The sequence below is a fragment of the Rhodoferax bucti genome, assembly GCF_005876985.1.
GTDB lineage: Bacteria > Pseudomonadota > Gammaproteobacteria > Burkholderiales > Burkholderiaceae_C > Allorhodoferax > Allorhodoferax bucti.
The window spans coordinates 191,099-210,499 of record NZ_VAHD01000002.1 but is presented as its reverse complement, the minus strand read 5'-3'; the positions used below and the strand labels follow the sequence as shown (position 1 = coordinate 210,499).

The window sequence follows — 19,401 nt, the reverse complement described above, 5'->3', positions numbered from 1 at the left end:
AATGGCAGCGGGCACTATTTATTGCAGGGGTGGCACGTAGCAGTGCGTGCCATGCGCCCAGTCCGGCACGGGCAGCACGTTGGCGGGGCTAAAGACTTCTGACAGCTTGATTTTGGGTAGGGCTTCGGGGCGGCGGTCGCCTCCAACTTCGATACCCGTCTTGCGCGAGATCGCGTTGATGTACTCATTGGCGGTGCTGCGGCTCTTGAACTGGTCTCGAACGGCAGTGCCCTTCAACCAAGCCGTATAGACCTTGCGTTCGTTGAAATCCAGCATGCCCAATTCGTCCTCGGTCAGCAATTGCTGGATGGCAGAGCGAATGCCAAAGGACTTGATGCTGTTGAAGTACACGGCTGCGATGTCTACATTGCGCCAGCCCACGCCGGATTGCAGCTTCAAATACTTGAGCCCTTGTGAATACAGCTTGAGTTCCACCCGGATCGAGTCACGGAACGCCTCAATAATCTTGGCTTGCAGCGGGCCAGGATTAGGCCAGTCTTCCAGCAGTTTCAGATACTTGTCGTACACCGTTAGAACGCGGTACTTAGAGCGGCGCTTCTTGGTAAACCCAAGGCTGATGTCGGTGTCACTGTCCTTGTGCTTGCCGCGAGGGGTGTTCTGGTCGATAGCCGTGATGATGGCCAGCACGGCAGAGTGTGGACACGCAAAGTTGGCCGTTAGATGCACCTCGGTGAGCCAAAACAGCCCGTCATACCACTGTTGGCGCTGGCGAGGATCGACCTCTATCCCCAGCTTGGCGGTAAGCAAATCGAAGATGCGGCAAACGTAGTCCACAAGATTGCCATGCCCAAAGACGTTGTGTTTTTGCAGGATTTGCGGCGGGCATACGTGAATCTCCAACTGCTCAGCCGTGCCCCCAGGCTGAACCCTGCGAGAGCGCACGTAGTAGTTGCAAGCATCATGGCCCAAGGTGCCGTTGACCGCGTTCGCGGCACTGCGTATCTCTCCCGTGTCTTTGTCGGTGAGTTTCCATATGCCATTGCCCAGGACTTTGTGCGTGCATGGCCCGGTCACGCGAAATCGGTCAATGTGGATATTGGGGGCTTGCAGCTGTGTGACGGCATTGACAGCAGTGTTGATGGGGGTAGTCTTAAACATGGTGAATAGAGCCTAGACAGCTCTCGTGGTTAATGGTGTGTACAAATTGCGTACCAATGTGATTTGGTATAGCTTTTGGCAACGGTAAGCAAAAAATACTGGCATCCGGTCAATGGCGTTCGCCGGGTTCGTTGTGTGAGAGGTGTTGCAAAGAACCCCGCCAAATTCGCAGTGATCTGGGCCGTTTTATGCATTTATGCATGCATGCAGGCCATGCATCAACGCGCATGGCCTGCATATCGGGGTTGCTTTAATGCAGGCCGTCGCCGATGTCCAGCAGTTCGGTAGCCACGCTGTGTTTACCTTGGCGCGTAGCAGTCAGGCCCCTGGACGGCTTGGCCAAGTCGCGTGAAACAGTCCACTGTTTGATACCGAGTGCCTTGGCAATATCCTTTTGTTTCAAGCCAGCCGCTGCGTACTGACGCACCAGAATCTCGCGCTCAGCAATGGCAATCTCCTTGGCCGAAAGCTCAGACGCAGGGTCACGCCATTCCCAGCCCGTCTTGAACTCTCCGTCAATGACTGCCCACCACCATTGAATCGTTGCAGGCAGTTTGTCGTGCAGGCCCAAAGTCTTGCGGCAGATATTGAAGCCGCCGCCAATCTCGACCGGGGCACAATCATCCCGTGTCAGCCGAATCAAGTTGCTGGCGTGGGCAAGATACTGTTCGCAGAAACGATCCCCCGCTTTGGTGGCCCGGTCAAAGACAACAAGTGCGATGCCGCGCTGGGCGAGGTCGTGAATCACTGTTTCCAAGCGAATTTCATCGTCTCGGCGTGCGCTGCTTGGGCTCAGCCACTTGGCAATATCGTCCAAGATGACAACCTTGGTGCGAGGGCGAGAAAGCAGCGATTCACGCAGGGCATCGCGGCCCTCGGCAGTGTCCAGATATGCGGCGTGGTCTTTTTCATGGTGACGGTGGTAGACGGCAAGGCGTTTTTGCGTGTCAGCAGCCGCCCAGTCGCGGTCATGTTGCTGCAAGATGTTGATGAATGCCGCATCCTCTTTCGCGTGACCACTACTGACAAGCAGAGTGACATCCACTGCGCCATCAGTTGCAAATGGGCCAATGTCGCTATTGGTGGCCAGACTGCGTGCCAAAAGGTACATGAAAGGGCTGGTGTCTACGTTGGGATCGGCGCGAAAAACTGTTAGTTCGCCTGCGGCAATCAGCCCTTGCATCAGCGGAGGCGACAAATGCTGAGCGCCTTGTGCCAGTTCGTCCAAACTGCGCAGTTGGAAGTGGCGGATGTTGTTGAATTCGTCTTGAAGGGATGCCATGATGCAGAGTCTTTCAAATAGTGTTAGCGGTTGTAGGGGCGGCGGTGCTGCGTTTAGCCATGAGTTTTTGCACCCACAACTCCACTTCACTGGCGACCCAGCGCACAGCGGCACGGCGAGACGACCCCAATCTGACCGGCTCCGGGAAGTCGGGCTGAGCGTAGATGAAGGACTTCTGAAAGCCCACGATAGACATCACACGCTCAATGTCGATTAACTGAATGACGGGTGGATCGTCTGATGCACGCTCGACAGGCACGCCAATGGTCAGCTTTGTGGAGTGGCGCGGCGCTTTCTTCTTCGGTGCGCCGTTGAGATACTTCGTGCGTACTTCGACTTTGCCGGAGTATCCTGGGCAGTGCGGCGGTTGTTTTTTGTCCATGAGAACATGCTTACCGCTGGGCTGCGTCATGTGGTGAATCCACAAACGATCAGGGTCTTGCACCACATAGGTGTGGCCGTCTTTTGGGGCGGGTTTGAAGTGCTTGGCGAAGGTGGCGCTGACGAAGACAAGGCTGTCTTTCGGCATTGCTGCCAAAGTGCTTGCGACGGAGGTCGCACAGACTTTGGGTACTTTATAGACGAGGTGGTCGGGTGGGCGCTTCGTCTTGCGCATAGGTACTTTCGTACTGCGCATAGATGCCGTCGGCCTGCGCAAAAGTGCTTTCGTCCAGCGCGTAGGTGCTTTTGTGGGGAAGTCAGAATTGATGTCCATTTCCAGTCTCGTTGGTTCGAGGGCTGGAAAGGCAAACGCCAACCAGCCCGGTTAAGGGATAGTTGGCGTCATTCGGACAAGTCCACTACTGCTGTGGAGTCAAGCCATGCCTCAGCTTTGAAAGCTGCGGGACGCCTCGTCAAGGGATGCAGTGACGAGGAGTGACGGTCACAAAATGACGCAATCACAGGCGTATTCTGTGCTCAGTACACCTGACTTGTCAAATTCGGTTGGCATTTCAACGCAAATGCGGGGGGTGCTGGCGCGTCTAAGCCGGGCATTTGGACATGCAAAATTTCTCCCAGTCCGCGATGAGGCTGACCCGTCTATCGTAGAAATCAGTGCGCAAGTACGCCGCCGCGACCGCATCTGGCAGCCGATGCGCCAGTGCCTGCTCGCAGACCTCGAACGGAAAGGTAGTTTGCTCCCCCGCCCAGTTTCGGAAGGTCGAACGCATCCCGTGAACCGTGATGTCCGTGTAGCCCATTCGCCGCAAGAGCATAGACATTGCCATATTGGAAAGTGGGGAGTCCTTCTTCCTTCCTGCGAAGACGTATTTCTTTCCTGAAAACGGACGCACCAAAGTCAAGATTTCTAGCGCCCGCTTGCCCAGGGGGACACGGTGCTCGATACCCGCCTTCATTCGCTCCTTGCCAATGACCCATAGGCCTTTGGGCAAGTCGAATTCATCCCAGGTGGCATCAATCACTTCACCAGTACGCGATGCACAGAGGATCAAAAATTCGAGCGCATAGCGGGCCATACCGCTCTGCTCATTCAATCCAACGATGAAGGCTGGCAGTTCCTCATATGGCAAGGCGGGATGGTGTTGGTGACGTTCAGCGTCCCGCAACTTGGGAAGCATGTGCTCAAGATGCCCTTTGAGCCGCGCAGGGTTATCGCCCTCACGCAGGCCATGCACGGTTGCCCAGTCGATCACTGATTCAATGCGCCCACGCAAGCGCATGGCCGTTTCTGTCTTATTTACCCAGATTGGTTTGAGGACTCGAACTACATCTGCTGCATGCACTGCACCGACAGGCAATTGACCAATAAACGGATATGCATACTGGGACAGGGTGTTTTCCCATTGCTGTGCGTGCTTGGCATTCTTCCAAGATGACCGCGACAGCGCAATGAACTCTTCGGCACAGGTTTGAAACGTCTTGGACTTGGCTTGTTGCAGCTTTTGTTCCCGCATTGCCTCCCTCTTGGCAGCCATGGGATCAACACCCCCAGCTCTGGCATCTCGCAGAGTTTGTGTCTTTTCACGGGCCTTTTGCAGCGATGTGCCGGGGTACGCCCCCAGGCCAACGGACTTGGCCTTGCCGTGATCCATGTAACGGAACAGCCAACTGGCCGTTCCGTTCTTGGCGATGCTCAGGTATAGCCCTTGACCATCGCCGACCAACGCATTCTTTGGGGTGCTGAATGCGAGGTCTTGTATCTCCCGGATTTTTGCTTTGACCTTTAGGTCGGTAAGTTTGTGGATCGCCATAGAGGTATTTTGGGTGAAGTTTTGTTCGACTGAACCCCAACTATCAAGCCACATATCAAAGTCGTGCGATTTCTACCGGATAGTCGCGGTGAATGGCGGACTCAAAATGCACGTAACCCGTTGAATCTCATGGGTTGCAGTACACTCGCGGAGAATCACGGAAGCTACTTGCACTGTCACAGCTTCCGCCAAACACCTCTTTGGCGCAGTGCTCAGGCGTCACACCGCCGCACCATGACCACCGACGCTTCCCTCCCCCCACTCTCGGCGCTGTTCAAGCACCAAGCCTTCGTCCGCTACTGGTTCGCCCGCATTGCCGGCATCATGGGCAACCAGATGCTCATGGTGGCGGTGGCCTGGCACATGTACGACCTGACCTCCAGCGCGTGGGACCTCGGGCTGGTGGGGCTGTTCCAATTTGTGCCCGCCTTGGTGATGACGCTGCCCGCAGGGCATGTAGCCGACCGCCTGCACCGGGGCCGCATTTTTGCCGCCTGCATGGCTTTGCAGGCGGGCGTGGCGCTCACACTCTTGAGCGCCACCCTGGGGCAGTTTGCGTCGCGCGAGCTGATTTTGCTCATCTCGGTGGTGCTGGGGGTGGCGCGCGCCTTCCAAATGCCCGCCCAGCAGGCACTGGTGCCGCTACTCGTACCCACCAATTTGCTGGGCCGTGCCGTGGCACTCAGCTCCACCGGCATGGAAATCGCCGTCATCAGCGGCCCTGCGCTGGGCGGCTTGCTCTATGCCAGCGGCGCCACCCATGTGTATATCTGCTGCGCCGTGTTGATGCTGCTGGCCACCGGGCTGATTCTGGCGGTGCACTACCGCCACAAACCTTCTCACTTGGCCGCCACGTGGTCCAGCCTGTTTGCCGGCGTGCGTTTTGTGTGGGAGCGCAAGCTGCTGCTGGGCGCCAGCTCGCTGGACTTGTTTGCGGTGCTGCTGGGCGGCGCCACCGCCTTGCTGCCGATTTATGCGCGCGACATCCTGCACACCGGGCCCACCGGCCTGGGCTTTTTGCGGGCGGCGCCTGCGGTGGGCGCGCTCACCATGTCACTGGTCATCACCCGCTGGCCCTTGCGCCGGCATGTGGGCAAGCGCCTGCTGAGCGCCGTGGCGGTATTCGGGCTGGCCACGGTGCTGTTCGGCATATCCGAATCCTTCTGGCTGTCCATGTTTGCCCTCACCGTAACCGGCGCAGCGGATTGCATCAGCGTGGTCACCCGCAATACCTTGGTGCAGCTGGAAACACCTGACGAGATGCGCGGGCGCGTCGCCGCTGTCAACTCCATCTTCATCGGAGCCTCGAATCAGTTGGGCGAATTCGAGTCCGGCGCCACGGCGGCGATGTGGGGCCCGGTAGGCTCCGTGGTGGTAGGCGGCATCGGCACCATGCTGGTGGCAGGCCTGTGGTTCAAGCTTTTCCCGGCTTTGGCCCACCGCGATCACATGGAGCACCAAGGCAAACGGTAAGCGCCAACAGCGCGCTCAAGTCCACAGGTCCAGCGGCGGATCAGCCACCACGGCGCGCAAAATGTCGGAGCGGGACACAAAACCGCGCACCGTGCCCGCCTCGTCCACCACCGACAACCCGGGCAAACCGGTATCCAACAGCACGCGCGCAAGCCGGCGGATATCCGTGTCAGCAGCCACACTGGGTACCGGCGTCCACATCACCTCCTGCACGCTCTGGGCCAGAAAAGCCCGCCACACCAGCGCATGGGCATCGGCGCGGGGCAAGTGCTCGGCGCGGGTCAACTCTGCCCGGGTGAGTAGCCCCACCAAAACACCCTCTGCAGACACTACGGGTGCTTGCGCAATGCCATGCGCATGGAGCTGTGCCCAGGCATCTTCAATCGTGGCGGAGTCGGACACCGTGACCACATCGTGGCTCATGATGTCGGCCACATGGGTCAGGGGTTGGCGGGTCTGCGCAGGTTTACGGACCTCGCCGTAGGCCGCCAGGGCGGCCCGGTGTGCGATGTCGGTGGCGGGGGCCTCCAACGAGGGGGCGCTCAGCACATCAGTAAAACGCAGCGGGCTGTGGTCCTGCGCATCCAAGCCCAGCGCTTCGATACGGCGACTGCGCGCAGTCCGGCGTATGCCGGCCACTTTGCCCAGCTCCTCCAGAGAGCCCCGGAATATCTGACCTGCTTTGCCGTAAACCGAAAACATCAAGTCCCCCTGCATGGCCGGGCGGGCCGCGGCGCAACCCCTTCAGTCCGGATTGGACAGGAAAATTTCCTGCAAGTCACTCAAAAAGTCGAAGCCTTTGATGGTCGGGCGCACGCGGGCAAAGTCCCGCTCAATCAAGCCTTTGCGCTCGGCTTCTTCCAGCCCCTTTTGGATGGCGGTAATCGCCAGCCCGGTGCGCTCAGTGAAGTCGCGCAGCCCGAAGCCATTGCGCAAGCGCAAGGCGTTGAGCATGTACTCAAACGGCAAATCAGCACGGGCCACTTCGTCATCCTGCGCCACGGCATGGCCGGCCAGCGCCTGCTCCATGTAGCGAGCCGGATCACGGAAGCGCACCTGCCGCACCACCCGGTGCGCAAAGCTGAGCTTGCTGTGCGCGCCGGCACCTATGCCCAGATAGTCGCCAAACTGCCAGTAGTTGACGTTGTGAAAACAACGGTGGCCTTGGCGTGCATAGGCCGACACCTCGTACCGGTCCATCCCGGCCGCCGCGGTGGCCTCGGAAATGCGATCCAACATGGCGTAGGCCGTGTCGTCTTCCGGTATCTGCGGCGGAAACTTAGCGAAGTAGGTGTTGGGCTCGATGGTCAGGTGGTAAATCGAGATGTGCGGGGGCTGGAACTGCAGCGCGGTGGCCAAGTCTTCATCCAGCTGCGCCTGCGTCTGCCCCGGCAGGGCGTACATGATGTCGAGATTGAAGGTGTCGAACGAAGCAGCCGCCTCCTCCACCGCCGCCAGCGCCTGCGCGCGGTCATGCACCCGGCCTAGGGCTTTCAGGTGGGCGTCGTTAAAGCTCTGCACCCCGATGGACAGCCGCGTCACGCCAGCGCCCCGAAAAGCCTTGAACCGGTCTTTCTCAAAAGTGCCTGGGTTGGCCTCCATGGTGATTTCGCAGTCCGCCTCCAGCCGCAGGCGGGCACGAATGTCGCCCAACAAGCGGTCAATCGCCTCGGGCGAAAACAGGCTGGGCGTGCCGCCGCCGATGAAGATGCTGTGGATGTTGCGTCCCCAGATCAGGGGCAGAGCGGCCTCCAGGTCGGCGATGACAGCGGCTATGTAACGCTGCTCTTGTACGCCGTCCAGCTGCCCGGCGCCGGGCCGCCACAAGCCGGAAGCGCCCCCGTGGGGGGCCGACGCCAATGGCGTCTTGGGGGCAAATTCATGCGAGTTGAAGTCGCAGTAAGGGCACTTTTTGATGCACCACGGCAGGTGCACATACAAGGACAAAGGCGGCAGCGCACTGAACTGCAGGCTGCCCGGGCGCATGTAGTGCTGGATGTCGCGCTGTACTGCGGCAGCACCCTCAGCAACGGGCGTGATCGGGATCATGCGCCTCAGGCTCCCATCCAGTTGGATCGGATCAAAGCAGCCATGGTCGCGGCGGCTCGGCCGCGGTGGCTATGGGCATTTTTGACTTCCACTGGCAGCTGGGCAAAGGTCTGGCCGAACTCGGGGATCCACATCACCGGGTCGAAGCCGAAGCCGTTGCTGCCTACCGGCTCAGGCGCAATCTGCCCGACCACACGGCCGACCGCTATCAGCGGCTCGGGGTCGTCCACACTGCGCACCGCCACCAGGGTGCTCACCAGCGCGGCGCGGCGGTTGCTCACGTCCTTCATTTGTTCCAGCAGGGCTTTGACGTTGTTGTCATCCCCTTTGGCGTAACCAAACTGGGTGGCGTAGTAGGCCGTATCCACGCCTGGCAAGCCGCCAAAGGCGTCCACACACAAACCGGCGTCATCGGCCAGCGCGGGCAAGCCGGTGTGCTGTGCTGCGTTGCGCGCCTTGGCCAGCGCGTTTTCAATAAAAGTGCGAAACGGCTCGGGCGACTCGGGCACGCCCAGGTCGCCCTGGCGCACCAACTCACAGCCCAGCGGGGCAAACATGGCATTGAGCTCAGCGAGCTTGCCCTGGTTATTGGATGCAAGAACAATCTTCATAAGAAATAAGCCTCTAGCGCTCGCAGAATATGCGCGAGCAGCTATTATTTTGATAGCACCTGTTGCTGCAACTGCATGAGTTCACCCACGCCTTTTTCAGCCAGCGTCAGCAGTTGGTCCATCTCAGCGCGGGTAAAGGCCACGCCTTCAGCCGTGCCTTGCACTTCCACAAAGTGGCCGGCGCCGGTCATCACCACATTCATGTCGGTATCGCAGGCCGAATCTTCGGTGTATTCCAGGTCCAGCAAGGGCGTGCCATCCACAATGCCTACGCTGATGGCCGCCACGGCGGCAGTGATGGGCGTCTCAGTGATCTTGCCAGCAGCCAGCAAGCCATTGACTGCGTCTTGTGCGGCCACGAAGGCGCCGGTGATCGCCGCCGTGCGGGTGCCGCCATCGGCCTGGATCACATCGCAATCCAGCTGGATGGTGCGCTCGCCCAGTTTTTTCAGGTCAAACACGGCGCGCAGCGAGCGGCCAATCAGCCGCTGGATCTCCTGGGTGCGGCCGGTCTGCTTGCCTCGGGCAGCCTCGCGGTCGCTGCGGCTGTGGGTGGCGCGGGGCAGCATGCCGTATTCGGCCGTGACCCACCCTTCGCCACTGCCTCGCTTGTGCGGAGGCACTTTTTCTTCCACCGACGCGGTGCAGAGTACCTTGGTGTTGCCGAACTCGATGAGCACCGAGCCCTCGGCGTGCATGGTGTAGTGACGGGTGATGCGCACCGGGCGCAGTGCATCAGCGGCGCGGGCGTCGGAGCGGACAAATGCGGTCATGGAGACTTCCTCTAAATTCCGGCAGTAGCCGGAGGCGAACACAGCGCTAGTTTTTGCGGGCAGCCGAGCGGCGAATCGCTTCGTTGATCTCGGCAATCGAGCGCTCTATGGCCTCGTCATCCAGATCATCCACCTCGGCATCGGCCCACGCGGCTTGCACGGTAGAGGCAAACACGCCTTCGCTGATGCTGTCGGTGGAAATCGTGCCCTTGGTGGACTCGAAGCTGTCCGGCGTCTCCCACTCCATCGCGATCACGGTCACGTTGTCGCAGTGCGGGCCCCCCTTGAGCATGGCTTGCTCCACCAGATCCGGCGCGGCCTCACCCACCGGTTTTTGCGAGAGGTGGTAGACGATGTCTGAATCCTGCAAAGGGCCCCACAAGCCGTCAGAGCACAGCAGCAGGCGGTCGCCTTGGTGCAAGGGCACCGGGCCGGTCATGTCAAACACCGGGCGCATCGGAGAGCCCAAGCAGGTGAACAACACGTTGCGGTTAAAGCCCACGGGCGTGCCGCCCGGACGCTCCATTTCCTTTTGCTCGGAATAAGAGTGGTCGCGGGTGCGGGCCAGCAACTCGCCCTGGCGCACAAAATACAAGCGGGAGTCCCCGCAATGCACCCAGTGCACCGCGCCGCCTTGCACCACGGCGGCGACCAGGGTAGTGCGCGGCGTATCCGGCAAGTTGCGCTCAGCGGCGTAACGCAAAATCTGGCGGTGCGCGGCCATCACGGCTTTGTTGAAAAACTCACGGACATCCGGCAACTCCGGTGTCGCTTCCTTTTGGTACAGCGCCGAAATGACCTGCAAGGTCATCTGCGAAGCCACTTCCCCTTCGGGGTGCCCGCCCATGCCATCGGCCAGCAAAAACAGGCCCGAGGCTTTGGTGTAGCAGTAGCCCATGCGGTCTTCATTTTTTTCCCGCCCGCCTTTGCGGCTGATTTGAAAAACAGAAAACTTCATTTCGGCTTGGCCGCAGCAGGTGTGGCCCCCATCACGGTCTTTTTGGTGTCGGACACCATGGAGTCAAACTGCATGCGCACCTTCTCGGTGACGGTGAGCTTGGTGTAGCGGCGCTCGCCTTCGCGCGAGAGCTCTTTTTGCAAGGCAAAAACCGATTGGGGCCGGGAGAGCGGGTCCAGCGACATGCACCACTCCACCACTTCAATCAAGTTATCGGAATACACCCCGCGCAAGCGCGCCAGCGAGGTGGTGATGCGGTCTTTTTCCAGCCGCTGCGGCGCTTCATTGGGCGGGTAGCCCTGCATGCAGGCGTAGATGCAAGCGCCGATGGCGTAAATATCCGTCCAAGGCCCCATGGAGGCATCGCGACGGTACATCTCCGGCGCGGCAAAGCCCGGTGTGTACATGGGGCGGATGAAGTTGCCTTCTTTGCTCAGCACCTCACGGGCCGCACCAAAGTCAATCAGCACCGAGCGGTTGTCATCGGTAATAAAGATGTTGGCGGGCTTGATGTCCAAGTGCAGCATCTTGTGCTGGTGCACGATGCGCAAGCCGCGCAAAATTTCGTCAAACAGCGAGCGAATCGTGGATTCGCGGAACACCTTGCTCTTCTTCAAATCCCGGGCGGTCACGATGAAATCCTGCAAGGCAGCGCCTTCTAGGTAGTTCATCACCATGTAAACAGTTTCGTTCTCGCGGAAGAAGTTCAGCACGCTCACCACGGACGGGTGGGAGATTTGCGCCAGCGAGCGCCCCTCTTCAAAAAAACTCTTGAGCCCGAGGCGGTACAGCGACAGTTTCTCCGTCTGCACCTGCGGGAGAAGCTCACCCGGAGCGCGCGTGGCCAAGGAGGAAGGCAAATACTCTTTCACTGCCACCTGCTGGCCTTCGGAGTCCAGCGCCAAGTACACCAAGCCGAAGCCCCCCGCCGCTACTTTGCGGATGATGCGGTAGCCACCGATGATGGTATCCGGGGGGAGAGGCGCTGGCTTGACCTTTGACATAGGGGCAGTGGGAATGCTCGTGAGGTTCGTTTGAAACGGGTTATTCTCGGGGCCGTTTCCATCGCCGCGAAAGCCCTTGATGCCAGTTTACAGCATGACCGGTTATGCCAGTGCACAGCACAGCACAGCCTCCAACGCCCCGGAAGGGGAAGCCCGCTCCCAACCCGTCACCCAGCTCGGTCTGGAAGTGCGCTCCGTCAACAGCCGCTTTCTGGACCTCACCTTCCGCCTGCCGGAAGACCTGCGCCAGTTCGAACCAGCCCTGCGCGAGTTGCTAGGCGGCAAGCTCAAGCGGGGCAAGGTGGAGGTGCGCGCATCGGTGGAAAGCACCAGCGCCACCAACATTCCGGAACCCACGCCCAAGCTGCTGCAAAAACTTAACGCCACCCAGGACAGCATCCGCGCCTGGCTGCCCACCGCTAACCCCTTGAGCGTGGCCGACGTGATCCGCCTGGCGGCCGCCGAGCAAGGCACCAGCCGCGACTGGAGCGCCGATGTCATGCCACTGGCAGAAAAAGTGCTGAAAGAACTGCTCAGTGCCCGCCAGCGCGAAGGCGCCCGCCTTGCCACCATGCTGCTGGGCCACATCACCCAGTTGCGCGCCTTAGCAGAGCAGGCCGGCCCGCTGGTACCCAAGCTGGTGGAGCAGCAACGCCTGCGCTTCATGGAGCGCTGGAAAGAAGCCATGGCTTTGACGGAAGGCGCCACCCTGCCAGAAGCCGCGCAGGACCGTGCATTGACGGAGGCCACGGCCTTCGCCATCCGCATTGATGTGGCCGAAGAAATCACCCGCCTGAACTCCCACCTGGACGAGTTGGAGCGTCTGATCAAAAAAGGCGGAGAAATCGGCAAACGCCTGGATTTTCTGATCCAGGAGTTGCACCGGGAAGCCAATACCTTGGGCTCCAAATCGGCGGCGCTGGAGCTGACCCACATTTCCGTAGACATGAAGGTCTTGGTCGAGCAAATGCGCGAACAAGTGCAGAACATAGAATAAGAAGGCTTTAGACACCGCATCACGGAGCCTCAGTCCATGGACTACCCCGGAAATCTTTTTGTCGTTGCCGCCCCCAGTGGGGCCGGCAAGTCCAGCCTGTGCAAGGCCCTGCTAGAGTTGGACTCCCGCCTGCAACCCTCTGTCTCCCACACGACCCGCCCGCCACGGGGGCAAGAAAAGCATGGCCGAGAGTATTTCTTTGTGTCACAGCAAGAATTCGATGCGATGGTGGAGGCAGATGCCTTTGTGGAGTGGGCGCATGTGCACTCCAACCGCTATGGAACTTCCAAAAAAGCCATTGAAGACCGTATGGCTATGGGCGCGGACGTGATTCTGGAAATCGACTTCCAGGGCGCCGTGCAGATCAAAAATGTCTTCAGCAATGCCATTTGCATCTTCATCCTGCCGCCCAGCTGGGAGGAGCTGCGTTCCCGCCTAGAGCGACGTGGCGAAGACTCACCCGAGATCATCGACATGCGCATGAAGAATGCGCAATTAGAGGTCGCACAGGTCGGAAAATTCGACTTCGTTATAATCAACGAACTGTTTGACCGTGCGCTTTTCGATCTGAAAGCCATAGTCCACTCCCAGCGACTCAAGATTTCTGCCCAGCGCCGTGCGCGTGCCGAAACATTCCAAGCGCTGAACATCCTCTAGCTTTCCGGAGAAATTCATGGCCCGCATCACCGTTGAAGACTGCCTCGAGCAGATCCCTAACCGCTTCCAATTGGTTCTGGCTGCCACTTACCGTGCCCGCATGTTGAGCCAAGGCCACACCCCCAAAATCGAAAGCAAGAACAAGCCCGGCGTGACTGCCCTGCGCGAAATTGCGGCCGGTAAAGTCGGCATCGAAATGCTGAAAAAAGTACCGCTGTAAACCCAGCCTGCTGAATTTAAAAAAGCACCGCTTGCGGTGCTTTTTTCATGTGCGGACCACAAGCCGCGTAGCCGCGCTACATTTACACCATGGGCAGCCTTCTTCAAACACCTCCAAGCACCTCGAACGCCGGCAAGTCCGCCAAACCGGGCTCGCCGGTAGCGGCCGTCAACGCCGCTGCAGCCAGTTTTGCCGGACTCACAGCGAAACTGGACTACCTGAGCAGCAGCGATGTAGAGCAGGTGCGGCTGGCCTACCGGTTTGCCGATGAAGCCCATTTGGGCCAACTCCGGAACAACGGAGAGCCGTACATCACCCACCCCATCGCCGTTGCGGCGCAATGCGCGGAGTGGAAGCTGGACGCCCAGGCCCTGATGGCCGCCCTCTTGCACGATGCACTGGAAGACTGTGGCATCACCAAGATTGAGCTGATTGAAAAATTCGGCTCCCCGGTGGCCGAACTGGTAGATGGCCTCACCAAGCTGGACAAGCTGCAATTCAATACCCGCGAAGAAAATCAGGCCGAGTCTTTCCGCAAGATGCTGCTCGCCATGGCGCGCGATGTACGGGTCATTCTGATCAAACTGGCCGACCGCTCACACAACATGCGCACGCTGTCTGATGTGCCGCGTAGCAAGTGGGGCCGGATTTCATCAGAAACACTGGATATTTACGCCCCCATCGCCCACCGCCTGGGTCTGAACCAAACCTACCGGGAGCTGCAGGACCTGTCTTTCCAGCACCTGCGCCCATGGCGCTATGCCATCCTCTCCAAAGCGGTTGCCAAAGCACGCAGCCGCCGGCGCGACCTGATTCAGAAAGTGCAAAAAGAGGTTGAAGAAGTTTTTGCGCAAGCGAAAATGCCTATCCGCATTGCGGGCCGCGAGAAAACCTTGTACTCCATCTACCAGAAGATGGACAAAAAACACCTCAGTTTTGCGCAAGTAACCGACATTTACGGCTTTCGCGTGCTGGTGCCTCAGGTCACCGACTGCTATACCGCCTTGGGCCTGCTGCACCAGCTCTACAAGCCGGTGCCCGGCAAATTCAAGGACCATATTGCGATTGCCAAGGTCAACGGTTACCAGTCATTGCACACCACGCTGGTGGGCCCAGCCGGCATCAACATCGAATTCCAAATGCGGACCGAGGCCATGCACGTGGTGGCCGAATCCGGTGTGGCGGCTCACTGGCTCTACAAGGTCAACAACCCCGAAGACGGTACAGCTGACCGCTTGGGCACCAAATGGCTGCAATCACTGCTCGACATCCAGGACGAAACCCGCGATGCCGCCGAGTTCTGGGACCACGTCAAGGTAGACCTTTTTCCCGACGCGGTGTACGTTTTTACGCCCAAGAGCCAGATCATGGCCTTGCCACGGGGCGCCACTGTGGTGGACTTTGCCTATGCCATTCACAGCAATATCGGCGACCGCACCGTGGCTGCGCGCATCAATGGAGAGCAAGTGCCTTTGCGCACCGAGCTGAAAAACGGAGATGTGGTGGAAGTGGTAACCGCACCGGTATCCACTCCCAACCCGGCATGGCTGGGTTTTGTCCGTACCGGCCGCGCCCGCTCAAAAATCCGCCATCACCTCAAAACCATGGCCCAAACCGAGTCGGAAGGGCTGGGAGCCAAATTACTGGCGCAAGCGTTGCGGGCCGAAGGGATCGAGAGCTTCCCGGAAGACAGCCCGGTATACGCGTCTTTGTGGGACAAGCTGTTGCGCTTTACCGGCAACAAAACCCGCCAAGAGCTGCTGATGGATATCGGCCTGGGCAAGCGGATTGCCAACATCGTGGCCAAACGCATGGTGAATTTGCTCAGCGACACAGGGGAACGCCCCGACGCCCTGATTCTGACCCGCGAGCGCTTTACCGCACACGAAACCAACTCGCTGAGCTCTATCACTCTGGATGGCAGTGAAAACGCCTCCGTGCAATTTGCCCAGTGCTGCCGGCCAGTCCCCGGCGACACCATCGTGGGCTACCTGGGCCGGGGAGAAGGCCTGGTCGTCCACATGGCGGATTGCGGTGTCGCCAAGAAGCTGCAAGCCAGGGACAGCGAGCGCTTTATCGGCGTGGAGTGGGCGGACGAACCGGTGCGCGCTTTCGAAACCGGCTTGATCGTCACCGTGAGCAACGGCAAAGGCGTATTGGCCAAAGTGGCGGCCGCACTGGCGTCTGCCGAAGCAGACATCATCCACATCGATATGGGGGAAGATGGCATGCGTGAGGCTTCTGATTTGCGCTTCATCGTGGGGGTGCGTGACACCGCCCACCTGGAAATTGCATTGCGAAATCTGCGCCGCACACCATCCGTATTGCGCGCCCAGCGGTCAAGCAACGGCGCTAGTTGAGCGTCACACCGATGCAGGTGCGGGGTACTGCACCTTCAGCACCTCGATATCGCACACGCGATCGGGCATCACCAACTTGAGCTCATCGCCCTCGCGGGCCTTCAGCAACGTGCGCGCAATGGGCGAAATCCAGCTCACCTCGCCAACAGCGCTGTTGGCCTCGTCAATCCCTTTGATGGTGATGGTGCGCTCCACATCCTGATCGTCCACATAGGTCACCGTGGCGCCGAAGAAAATCTGCTCGTTGCCGTGGTGCAGTGAGGGGTCTGTGACCTCCGCAATCTCCAGACGCTTGGTCAGGAAACGGATGCGGCGGTCGATTTCACGCAGGCGCTTTTTGCCATAAAGGTAATCGCCGTTCTCTGAGCGATCACCATTGCTGGCGGCCCAGTGCACGATGTCCACAATCTTGGGGCGCTCGTTGTCGATCAGGTCGAGCAACTCATCGCGTAGCGTCGCGAAGCCTTGGGGGGTGATGTAGTTTTTGCCGCCGGCTGGCAGTGCAGGCAGTTGCAGCTCATCATCGTCTGCACCATCGGACTCTTTGGTAAAAGCCTTGCTCATGGATGTGCCCATTGGGGAATCAGAATAAGAAAAAGGTCTGCAACCTTGCGATTGCAGACCTTTACTTTTTGGTGCGGCTGGCAGGAATCGAACCCACGACCCCTTGGTTCGTAGCCAAGTACTCTATCCAGCTGAGCTACAGCCGCTAAGCTTCGTATTCTAGCACGCTTTTTTTCGTACTATCCGGAAAGACCGGAGAAACTTTTTCAAACGCTCTTTTCTGCAGCATTCGGGATGGACGTATTCTACCCTGCCCGCAGACCCAAAATAGCTCTCGCCTCAGAAGGATTTGCAATTGTTCGTCCTGCACGCTGGGCACACGCTGCCAGCGCTTCGATGAGCACACCATTGCCGGCAGCGCGTGCACCATCGGGCAAATAGAAGGTGTCTTCTAGACCGGTCCGCAGCATGCCTCCCAAATCGGCAGTCTTCTGGTGCACTGGCCAGATCTCAGTGCGGCCTATCAAGGTGGTTTGCCACACGCTGTCGGTGGCCATGTACTTGGGCAACAGCGAAAGCAGATCCGCGTCACACGGCATGCCGGAAGCCACGCCCATCACCAGGTTGTATTCCGCACGGCCCATATCGGGCTTGAGCATGCCGTTCTTCAAATACATGGTCACCGACCGGACGATGCCCACATCAAAGCACTCAAACTCAGGATGGGTGCCGCACTCCTGCATCACATCCAAAAACTGCTGCACCTTGGCCACCGGGTTATCGAACACCATGGGCGGCCAGGCCCAACTGCCGTCTTCCTTGAGCTTGAGGTAATTCAGACTGCCCGCGTTGCAGGCGGCAATCTCGGGCTTCACGCGGCGTATGCAGTTCAAGGGGCCGCTGATGTCTTTGCCCACCACGCCGGTGGTCAGGTTGATGATGACGCCCGGGCAAGCCTCGCGGATGGCATTCACAATGCTTTCGGCTACATCCGGGTCCCAACTGGGCATGTGCCCCAGGCCGTCTTCCTGCATGCGCATGTGGATGTGCATGATGCTGGCGCCGGCATTAAACGCATCGCGAGCCTCCGCCGCCATCTGGGCGGGCGTGACAGGTACGGGGTGCTGCTTGGGGTTGGTCAACACGCCGGTCAAGGCGCAGGTCAATATGGCTTTGTCCATGGGATTCCTCAGTGTGTTTCAGTGGAGGCCACATCCGACCCGGCGCTCAGCTCCACCAGCACGGCGCCGGCGTCCACCTGCTCGTCTGCACAGGCATGAACCGCCTGCACTTGGCCCGCCTGTTCGGCACAGAGCCACATTTCCATCTTCATGGCCTCCACGCAGACGAGTTGCTGGCCCTCAGTAACCGCGTCGCCCGGCACCACCAGCACCTGCGTGACCTTACCGGCCACTGGCGATAGTGCACGGCTGGCATCTTTCAAAGCGTCCGCATCGGGGAAGGCCGACACCTCGCTGAACACATGGCTGTCGCCCGCATGCGCCACATGCCATGCACCAGCAGCGAACACGGCAATGGCGGTCTGCGCCACACCATCCAGCTCCAGACGCAGAACGGCGTTTTGCCAAGCGATGACGCGGGCCTGCGCTGTCACCCCATCCATGGTGATGGTGGTCAAGCCTTGACCATCGCTGCTGATGCGCACAGTGCGCACCACTTCACCGCACAGCAACCGCACGCTGTAGGCCGACACACTGTTCGCCCGCCAGCTGCTGCCTTGCTGCTGCGCCAACGTCAAGGCAGCAACTTGCCAGGCCGCCATGGAAGGCACCGGGGCTTGCAGCAGCGGCTCGCCCTGCTCCAGCCACTGGTCGATCAGCGTGGTGGTCATACGCGCTTCGCGGAAGGCGGGGTGATCCACTAAGTCGCTCAGGAAACGACCGTTGTTCTTCAAACCCAGCAAGGGCGCGTTCACCAAAGCCGCACGCAGTCGGCGAATGGCATCGCCGCGGTCACGTCCATGCACGATGACTTTGGCCACCATCGGGTCGTAGAACGGCGAGACCACACTCCCTTGCCGGATGCCATCGTCAATTCGTATGCCGGGCTGCAACGCACGCTCGGGCAGCCAATAGACCACGGTGCCGGTCTGCGGCGCAAAGCCGGTGTACGGGTCTTCGACATACAGGCGTGCCTCGATGGCATGGCCACTCAGGCGGATGTCCTCCTGCCGCGCAGGCAAGGGCTCGCCCGCTGCTACTTGCAGCTGCCACTCCACCAGGTCGAAACCGGTGATGCATTCGGTAACCGGATGCTCCACCTGGAGGCGCGTGTTCATTTCCAGAAAGTAGTGTTTGAGGTGCTCATCGACGATGAACTCCACCGTGCCCGCACCGCGGTAGCCCACCGCCAGCGCCGCGGCCACGGCATCGCGCCCCATGGCCTCGCGCATGGCGGGGCTGACCACCGGGGACGGCGCTTCTTCAATCACCTTTTGCCGGCGTCGCTGGGCCGTACAGTCGCGCTCACCCAGGTAGACCGCATTGCCGTGCGCGTCCGCAAACACCTGTATTTCGATGTGGCGGCCGTTGTCTATCAAACGTTCCAACATCAGCGTGCCATCACCGAATGCGCTGATAGCTTCCCGGCGGGCGCCATCCAGGCCGGGCTGCAATTCGGCGTCTCTGCGGACCAGTCGCATGCCGCGTCCACCGCCACCGGCCACGGCTTTCACCAGCAATGGGTAGCCTAATCTGTGCGCCTCCTGCGTCAGCACCGCGCCGCTCTGGTCAGCACCCAAATATCCCGGTGCGCATGGCACGCCAGCTTGCAACATGCGCTGCTTGGCCAAGGCCTTGTCGCCCATGGCGGTGATGGCGTCCGGTGGCGGGCCGATGAACACCACGCCCGCATCGGCACAGGCCTTAGCAAATGCAGCGTTCTCGCTCAAGAAGCCATAGCCGGGGTGCAAAGCATCTGCGCCGGTTTTGCGCGCGGCTTCCAGAATGGCGTCTACTTTGAGGTACGACTCGGCGGCCGGTGAGGGGCCGATGTGCACGGCCTCGTCGGCCAAGGCCACATGGGGTGCGTCGCGGTCGGCATCGCTGTAAACGGCCACGGTTTGGTAGCCGAGTTTGCGGGCGGTGCGGATGACGCGGCATGCGATTTCTCCGCGGTTGGCGATCAGAATTTTGCTAAACATCCAAGACCTCTTCCTTTG

Annotated in this window: 18 protein-coding genes and 1 tRNA gene; 5 read left to right on the top strand and 14 right to left on the bottom strand. The window is 59.8% G+C overall.

The window, feature by feature from the left end:
* Nucleotides 1-18: 18 nt before the first annotated feature.
* From FDM28_RS07455 to FDM28_RS07440, 4 genes are all read right to left on the bottom strand, one after another.
* Nucleotides 19-1,119 carry a phage/plasmid replication protein, II/X family gene (locus tag FDM28_RS07455; protein ID WP_138514536.1) on the bottom strand — a complete coding sequence of 367 codons (1,101 nt, stop codon included), beginning with the start codon at nt 1,117-1,119 and terminating at the stop codon, nt 19-21.
* A gap of 250 nt (nt 1,120-1,369) precedes the next feature.
* Nucleotides 1,370-2,347: a helix-turn-helix domain-containing protein gene (locus FDM28_RS07450; protein ID WP_138514535.1), complete on the bottom strand. Its 978-nt coding sequence runs from the start codon at nt 2,345-2,347 to the stop codon at nt 1,370-1,372.
* 67 nt (nt 2,348-2,414) lie between these two features.
* Nucleotides 2,415-3,116, bottom strand: a complete 702-nt coding sequence (locus FDM28_RS17915) for a helix-turn-helix transcriptional regulator (protein ID WP_240791940.1) — start codon at nt 3,114-3,116, stop codon at nt 2,415-2,417.
* A gap of 268 nt (nt 3,117-3,384) precedes the next feature.
* Complete coding sequence (locus FDM28_RS07440; RefSeq protein ID WP_138514534.1) at nt 3,385-4,614, bottom strand: tyrosine-type recombinase/integrase; 1,230 nt, start codon at nt 4,612-4,614, stop codon at nt 3,385-3,387.
* A gap of 234 nt (nt 4,615-4,848) precedes the next feature.
* Here FDM28_RS07440 and FDM28_RS07435 point away from each other — a divergent pair, with 234 nt between their 5' ends.
* A complete protein-coding gene (locus FDM28_RS07435; protein ID WP_138514533.1) occupies nt 4,849-6,087 on the top strand; it encodes an MFS transporter in 1,239 nt (412 codons plus the stop codon).
* A 15-nt stretch (nt 6,088-6,102) separates the two neighbouring features.
* Here the strand turns inward: FDM28_RS07435 and FDM28_RS07430 are convergent, their stop codons facing one another.
* Genes FDM28_RS07430 through FDM28_RS07405 form a run of 6 tightly spaced genes read right to left on the bottom strand, consistent with a single transcriptional unit; the run spans nt 6,103 to nt 11,482 of the window.
* Nucleotides 6,103-6,789, bottom strand: coding sequence for a CBS domain-containing protein (locus FDM28_RS07430; RefSeq protein ID WP_138514532.1), 687 nt, complete (start codon nt 6,787-6,789; stop codon nt 6,103-6,105).
* Between the two features lie 42 nt (nt 6,790-6,831).
* Nucleotides 6,832-8,136 (bottom strand): radical SAM family heme chaperone HemW, encoded by a 1,305-nt coding sequence (gene hemW / locus FDM28_RS07425; protein ID WP_138514531.1) that lies wholly within the window; start codon nt 8,134-8,136, stop codon nt 6,832-6,834.
* Between the two features lie 5 nt (nt 8,137-8,141).
* The gene (gene rdgB, locus FDM28_RS07420; protein WP_138514530.1) at nt 8,142-8,747 is read right to left on the bottom strand and encodes an RdgB/HAM1 family non-canonical purine NTP pyrophosphatase; all 606 of its coding nucleotides are present in this window, start codon (nt 8,745-8,747) and stop codon (nt 8,142-8,144) included.
* Nucleotides 8,748-8,791: 44 nt separating this feature from the next.
* Entirely contained in the window at nt 8,792-9,520 is a 729-nt protein-coding gene (gene rph, locus FDM28_RS07415) for a ribonuclease PH (protein WP_138514529.1), read from the bottom strand.
* Nucleotides 9,521-9,566: 46 nt separating this feature from the next.
* Nucleotides 9,567-10,478, bottom strand: coding sequence for a PP2C family protein-serine/threonine phosphatase (locus FDM28_RS07410; protein WP_138514528.1), 912 nt, complete (start codon nt 10,476-10,478; stop codon nt 9,567-9,569).
* Complete coding sequence (locus FDM28_RS07405; RefSeq protein WP_138514527.1) at nt 10,475-11,482, bottom strand: serine/threonine protein kinase; 1,008 nt, start codon at nt 11,480-11,482, stop codon at nt 10,475-10,477. Before FDM28_RS07405 ends, FDM28_RS07410 begins: the two co-directional genes overlap by 4 nt.
* 79 nt (nt 11,483-11,561) lie before the next feature.
* On the opposite strand from FDM28_RS07405, the gene FDM28_RS07400 reads away from it, so the two are divergent.
* The 4 genes from FDM28_RS07400 (at nt 11,562) to FDM28_RS07385 (ending at nt 15,716) form a co-directional block, all read left to right on the top strand.
* Nucleotides 11,562-12,479 carry a YicC/YloC family endoribonuclease gene (locus FDM28_RS07400; protein WP_138514526.1) on the top strand — a complete coding sequence of 306 codons (918 nt, stop codon included), beginning with the start codon at nt 11,562-11,564 and terminating at the stop codon, nt 12,477-12,479.
* Between the two features lie 36 nt (nt 12,480-12,515).
* Nucleotides 12,516-13,136 carry a guanylate kinase gene (gene gmk, locus FDM28_RS07395; protein WP_138514525.1) on the top strand — a complete coding sequence of 207 codons (621 nt, stop codon included), beginning with the start codon at nt 12,516-12,518 and terminating at the stop codon, nt 13,134-13,136.
* A gap of 16 nt (nt 13,137-13,152) precedes the next feature.
* Nucleotides 13,153-13,356, top strand: coding sequence for a DNA-directed RNA polymerase subunit omega (gene rpoZ / locus FDM28_RS07390; protein ID WP_094477502.1), 204 nt, complete (start codon nt 13,153-13,155; stop codon nt 13,354-13,356).
* Between the two features lie 89 nt (nt 13,357-13,445).
* Nucleotides 13,446-15,716 carry a RelA/SpoT family protein gene (locus FDM28_RS07385; protein WP_138514524.1) on the top strand — a complete coding sequence of 757 codons (2,271 nt, stop codon included), beginning with the start codon at nt 13,446-13,448 and terminating at the stop codon, nt 15,714-15,716.
* Between the two features lie 3 nt (nt 15,717-15,719).
* Here FDM28_RS07385 and greB read toward each other — a convergent pair whose 3' ends face one another.
* The 4 genes from greB to FDM28_RS07365 form a co-directional block, all read right to left on the bottom strand.
* Nucleotides 15,720-16,280, bottom strand: a complete 561-nt coding sequence (greB, locus tag FDM28_RS07380) for a transcription elongation factor GreB (RefSeq protein ID WP_138514523.1) — start codon at nt 16,278-16,280, stop codon at nt 15,720-15,722.
* 69 nt (nt 16,281-16,349) lie between these two features.
* Nucleotides 16,350-16,426, bottom strand: a tRNA-Arg gene (locus FDM28_RS07375).
* A gap of 99 nt (nt 16,427-16,525) precedes the next feature.
* A complete protein-coding gene (locus FDM28_RS07370) occupies nt 16,526-17,401 on the bottom strand; it encodes a beta-keto acid cleavage family enzyme (protein ID WP_138514522.1) in 876 nt (291 codons plus the stop codon).
* 8 nt (nt 17,402-17,409) lie between these two features.
* Nucleotides 17,410-19,383, bottom strand: a complete 1,974-nt coding sequence (locus FDM28_RS07365; RefSeq protein ID WP_138514521.1) for an acetyl/propionyl/methylcrotonyl-CoA carboxylase subunit alpha — start codon at nt 19,381-19,383, stop codon at nt 17,410-17,412.
* Nucleotides 19,384-19,401 lie beyond the last annotated feature (18 nt).

Coding starts and splice junctions, on each gene's coding strand:
- greB (WP_138514523.1), bottom strand. CDS start 16,280: ATGAGCAAGGCTTTTACCAAAGAGTCCGATGGTGCAGACGATGATGAG.
- rdgB (WP_138514530.1), bottom strand. CDS start 8,747: ATGAAGATTGTTCTTGCATCCAATAACCAGGGCAAGCTCGCTGAGCTC.
- FDM28_RS07405 (WP_138514527.1), bottom strand. CDS start 11,482: ATGTCAAAGGTCAAGCCAGCGCCTCTCCCCCCGGATACCATCATCGGT.
- FDM28_RS07400 (WP_138514526.1), top strand. CDS start 11,562: ATGCCAGTTTACAGCATGACCGGTTATGCCAGTGCACAGCACAGCACA.
- FDM28_RS07430 (WP_138514532.1), bottom strand. CDS start 6,789: ATGTTTTCGGTTTACGGCAAAGCAGGTCAGATATTCCGGGGCTCTCTG.
- rpoZ (WP_094477502.1), top strand. CDS start 13,153: ATGGCCCGCATCACCGTTGAAGACTGCCTCGAGCAGATCCCTAACCGC.
- rph (WP_138514529.1), bottom strand. CDS start 9,520: ATGACCGCATTTGTCCGCTCCGACGCCCGCGCCGCTGATGCACTGCGC.
- FDM28_RS07410 (WP_138514528.1), bottom strand. CDS start 10,478: ATGAAGTTTTCTGTTTTTCAAATCAGCCGCAAAGGCGGGCGGGAAAAA.
- hemW (WP_138514531.1), bottom strand. CDS start 8,136: ATGATCCCGATCACGCCCGTTGCTGAGGGTGCTGCCGCAGTACAGCGC.
- FDM28_RS07370 (WP_138514522.1), bottom strand. CDS start 17,401: ATGGACAAAGCCATATTGACCTGCGCCTTGACCGGCGTGTTGACCAAC.
- FDM28_RS17915 (WP_240791940.1), bottom strand. CDS start 3,116: ATGGACATCAATTCTGACTTCCCCACAAAAGCACCTACGCGCTGGACG.
- FDM28_RS07455 (WP_138514536.1), bottom strand. CDS start 1,119: ATGTTTAAGACTACCCCCATCAACACTGCTGTCAATGCCGTCACACAG.
- FDM28_RS07440 (WP_138514534.1), bottom strand. CDS start 4,614: ATGGCGATCCACAAACTTACCGACCTAAAGGTCAAAGCAAAAATCCGG.
- gmk (WP_138514525.1), top strand. CDS start 12,516: ATGGACTACCCCGGAAATCTTTTTGTCGTTGCCGCCCCCAGTGGGGCC.
- FDM28_RS07385 (WP_138514524.1), top strand. CDS start 13,446: ATGGGCAGCCTTCTTCAAACACCTCCAAGCACCTCGAACGCCGGCAAG.
- FDM28_RS07365 (WP_138514521.1), bottom strand. CDS start 19,383: ATGTTTAGCAAAATTCTGATCGCCAACCGCGGAGAAATCGCATGCCGC.
- FDM28_RS07435 (WP_138514533.1), top strand. CDS start 4,849: ATGACCACCGACGCTTCCCTCCCCCCACTCTCGGCGCTGTTCAAGCAC.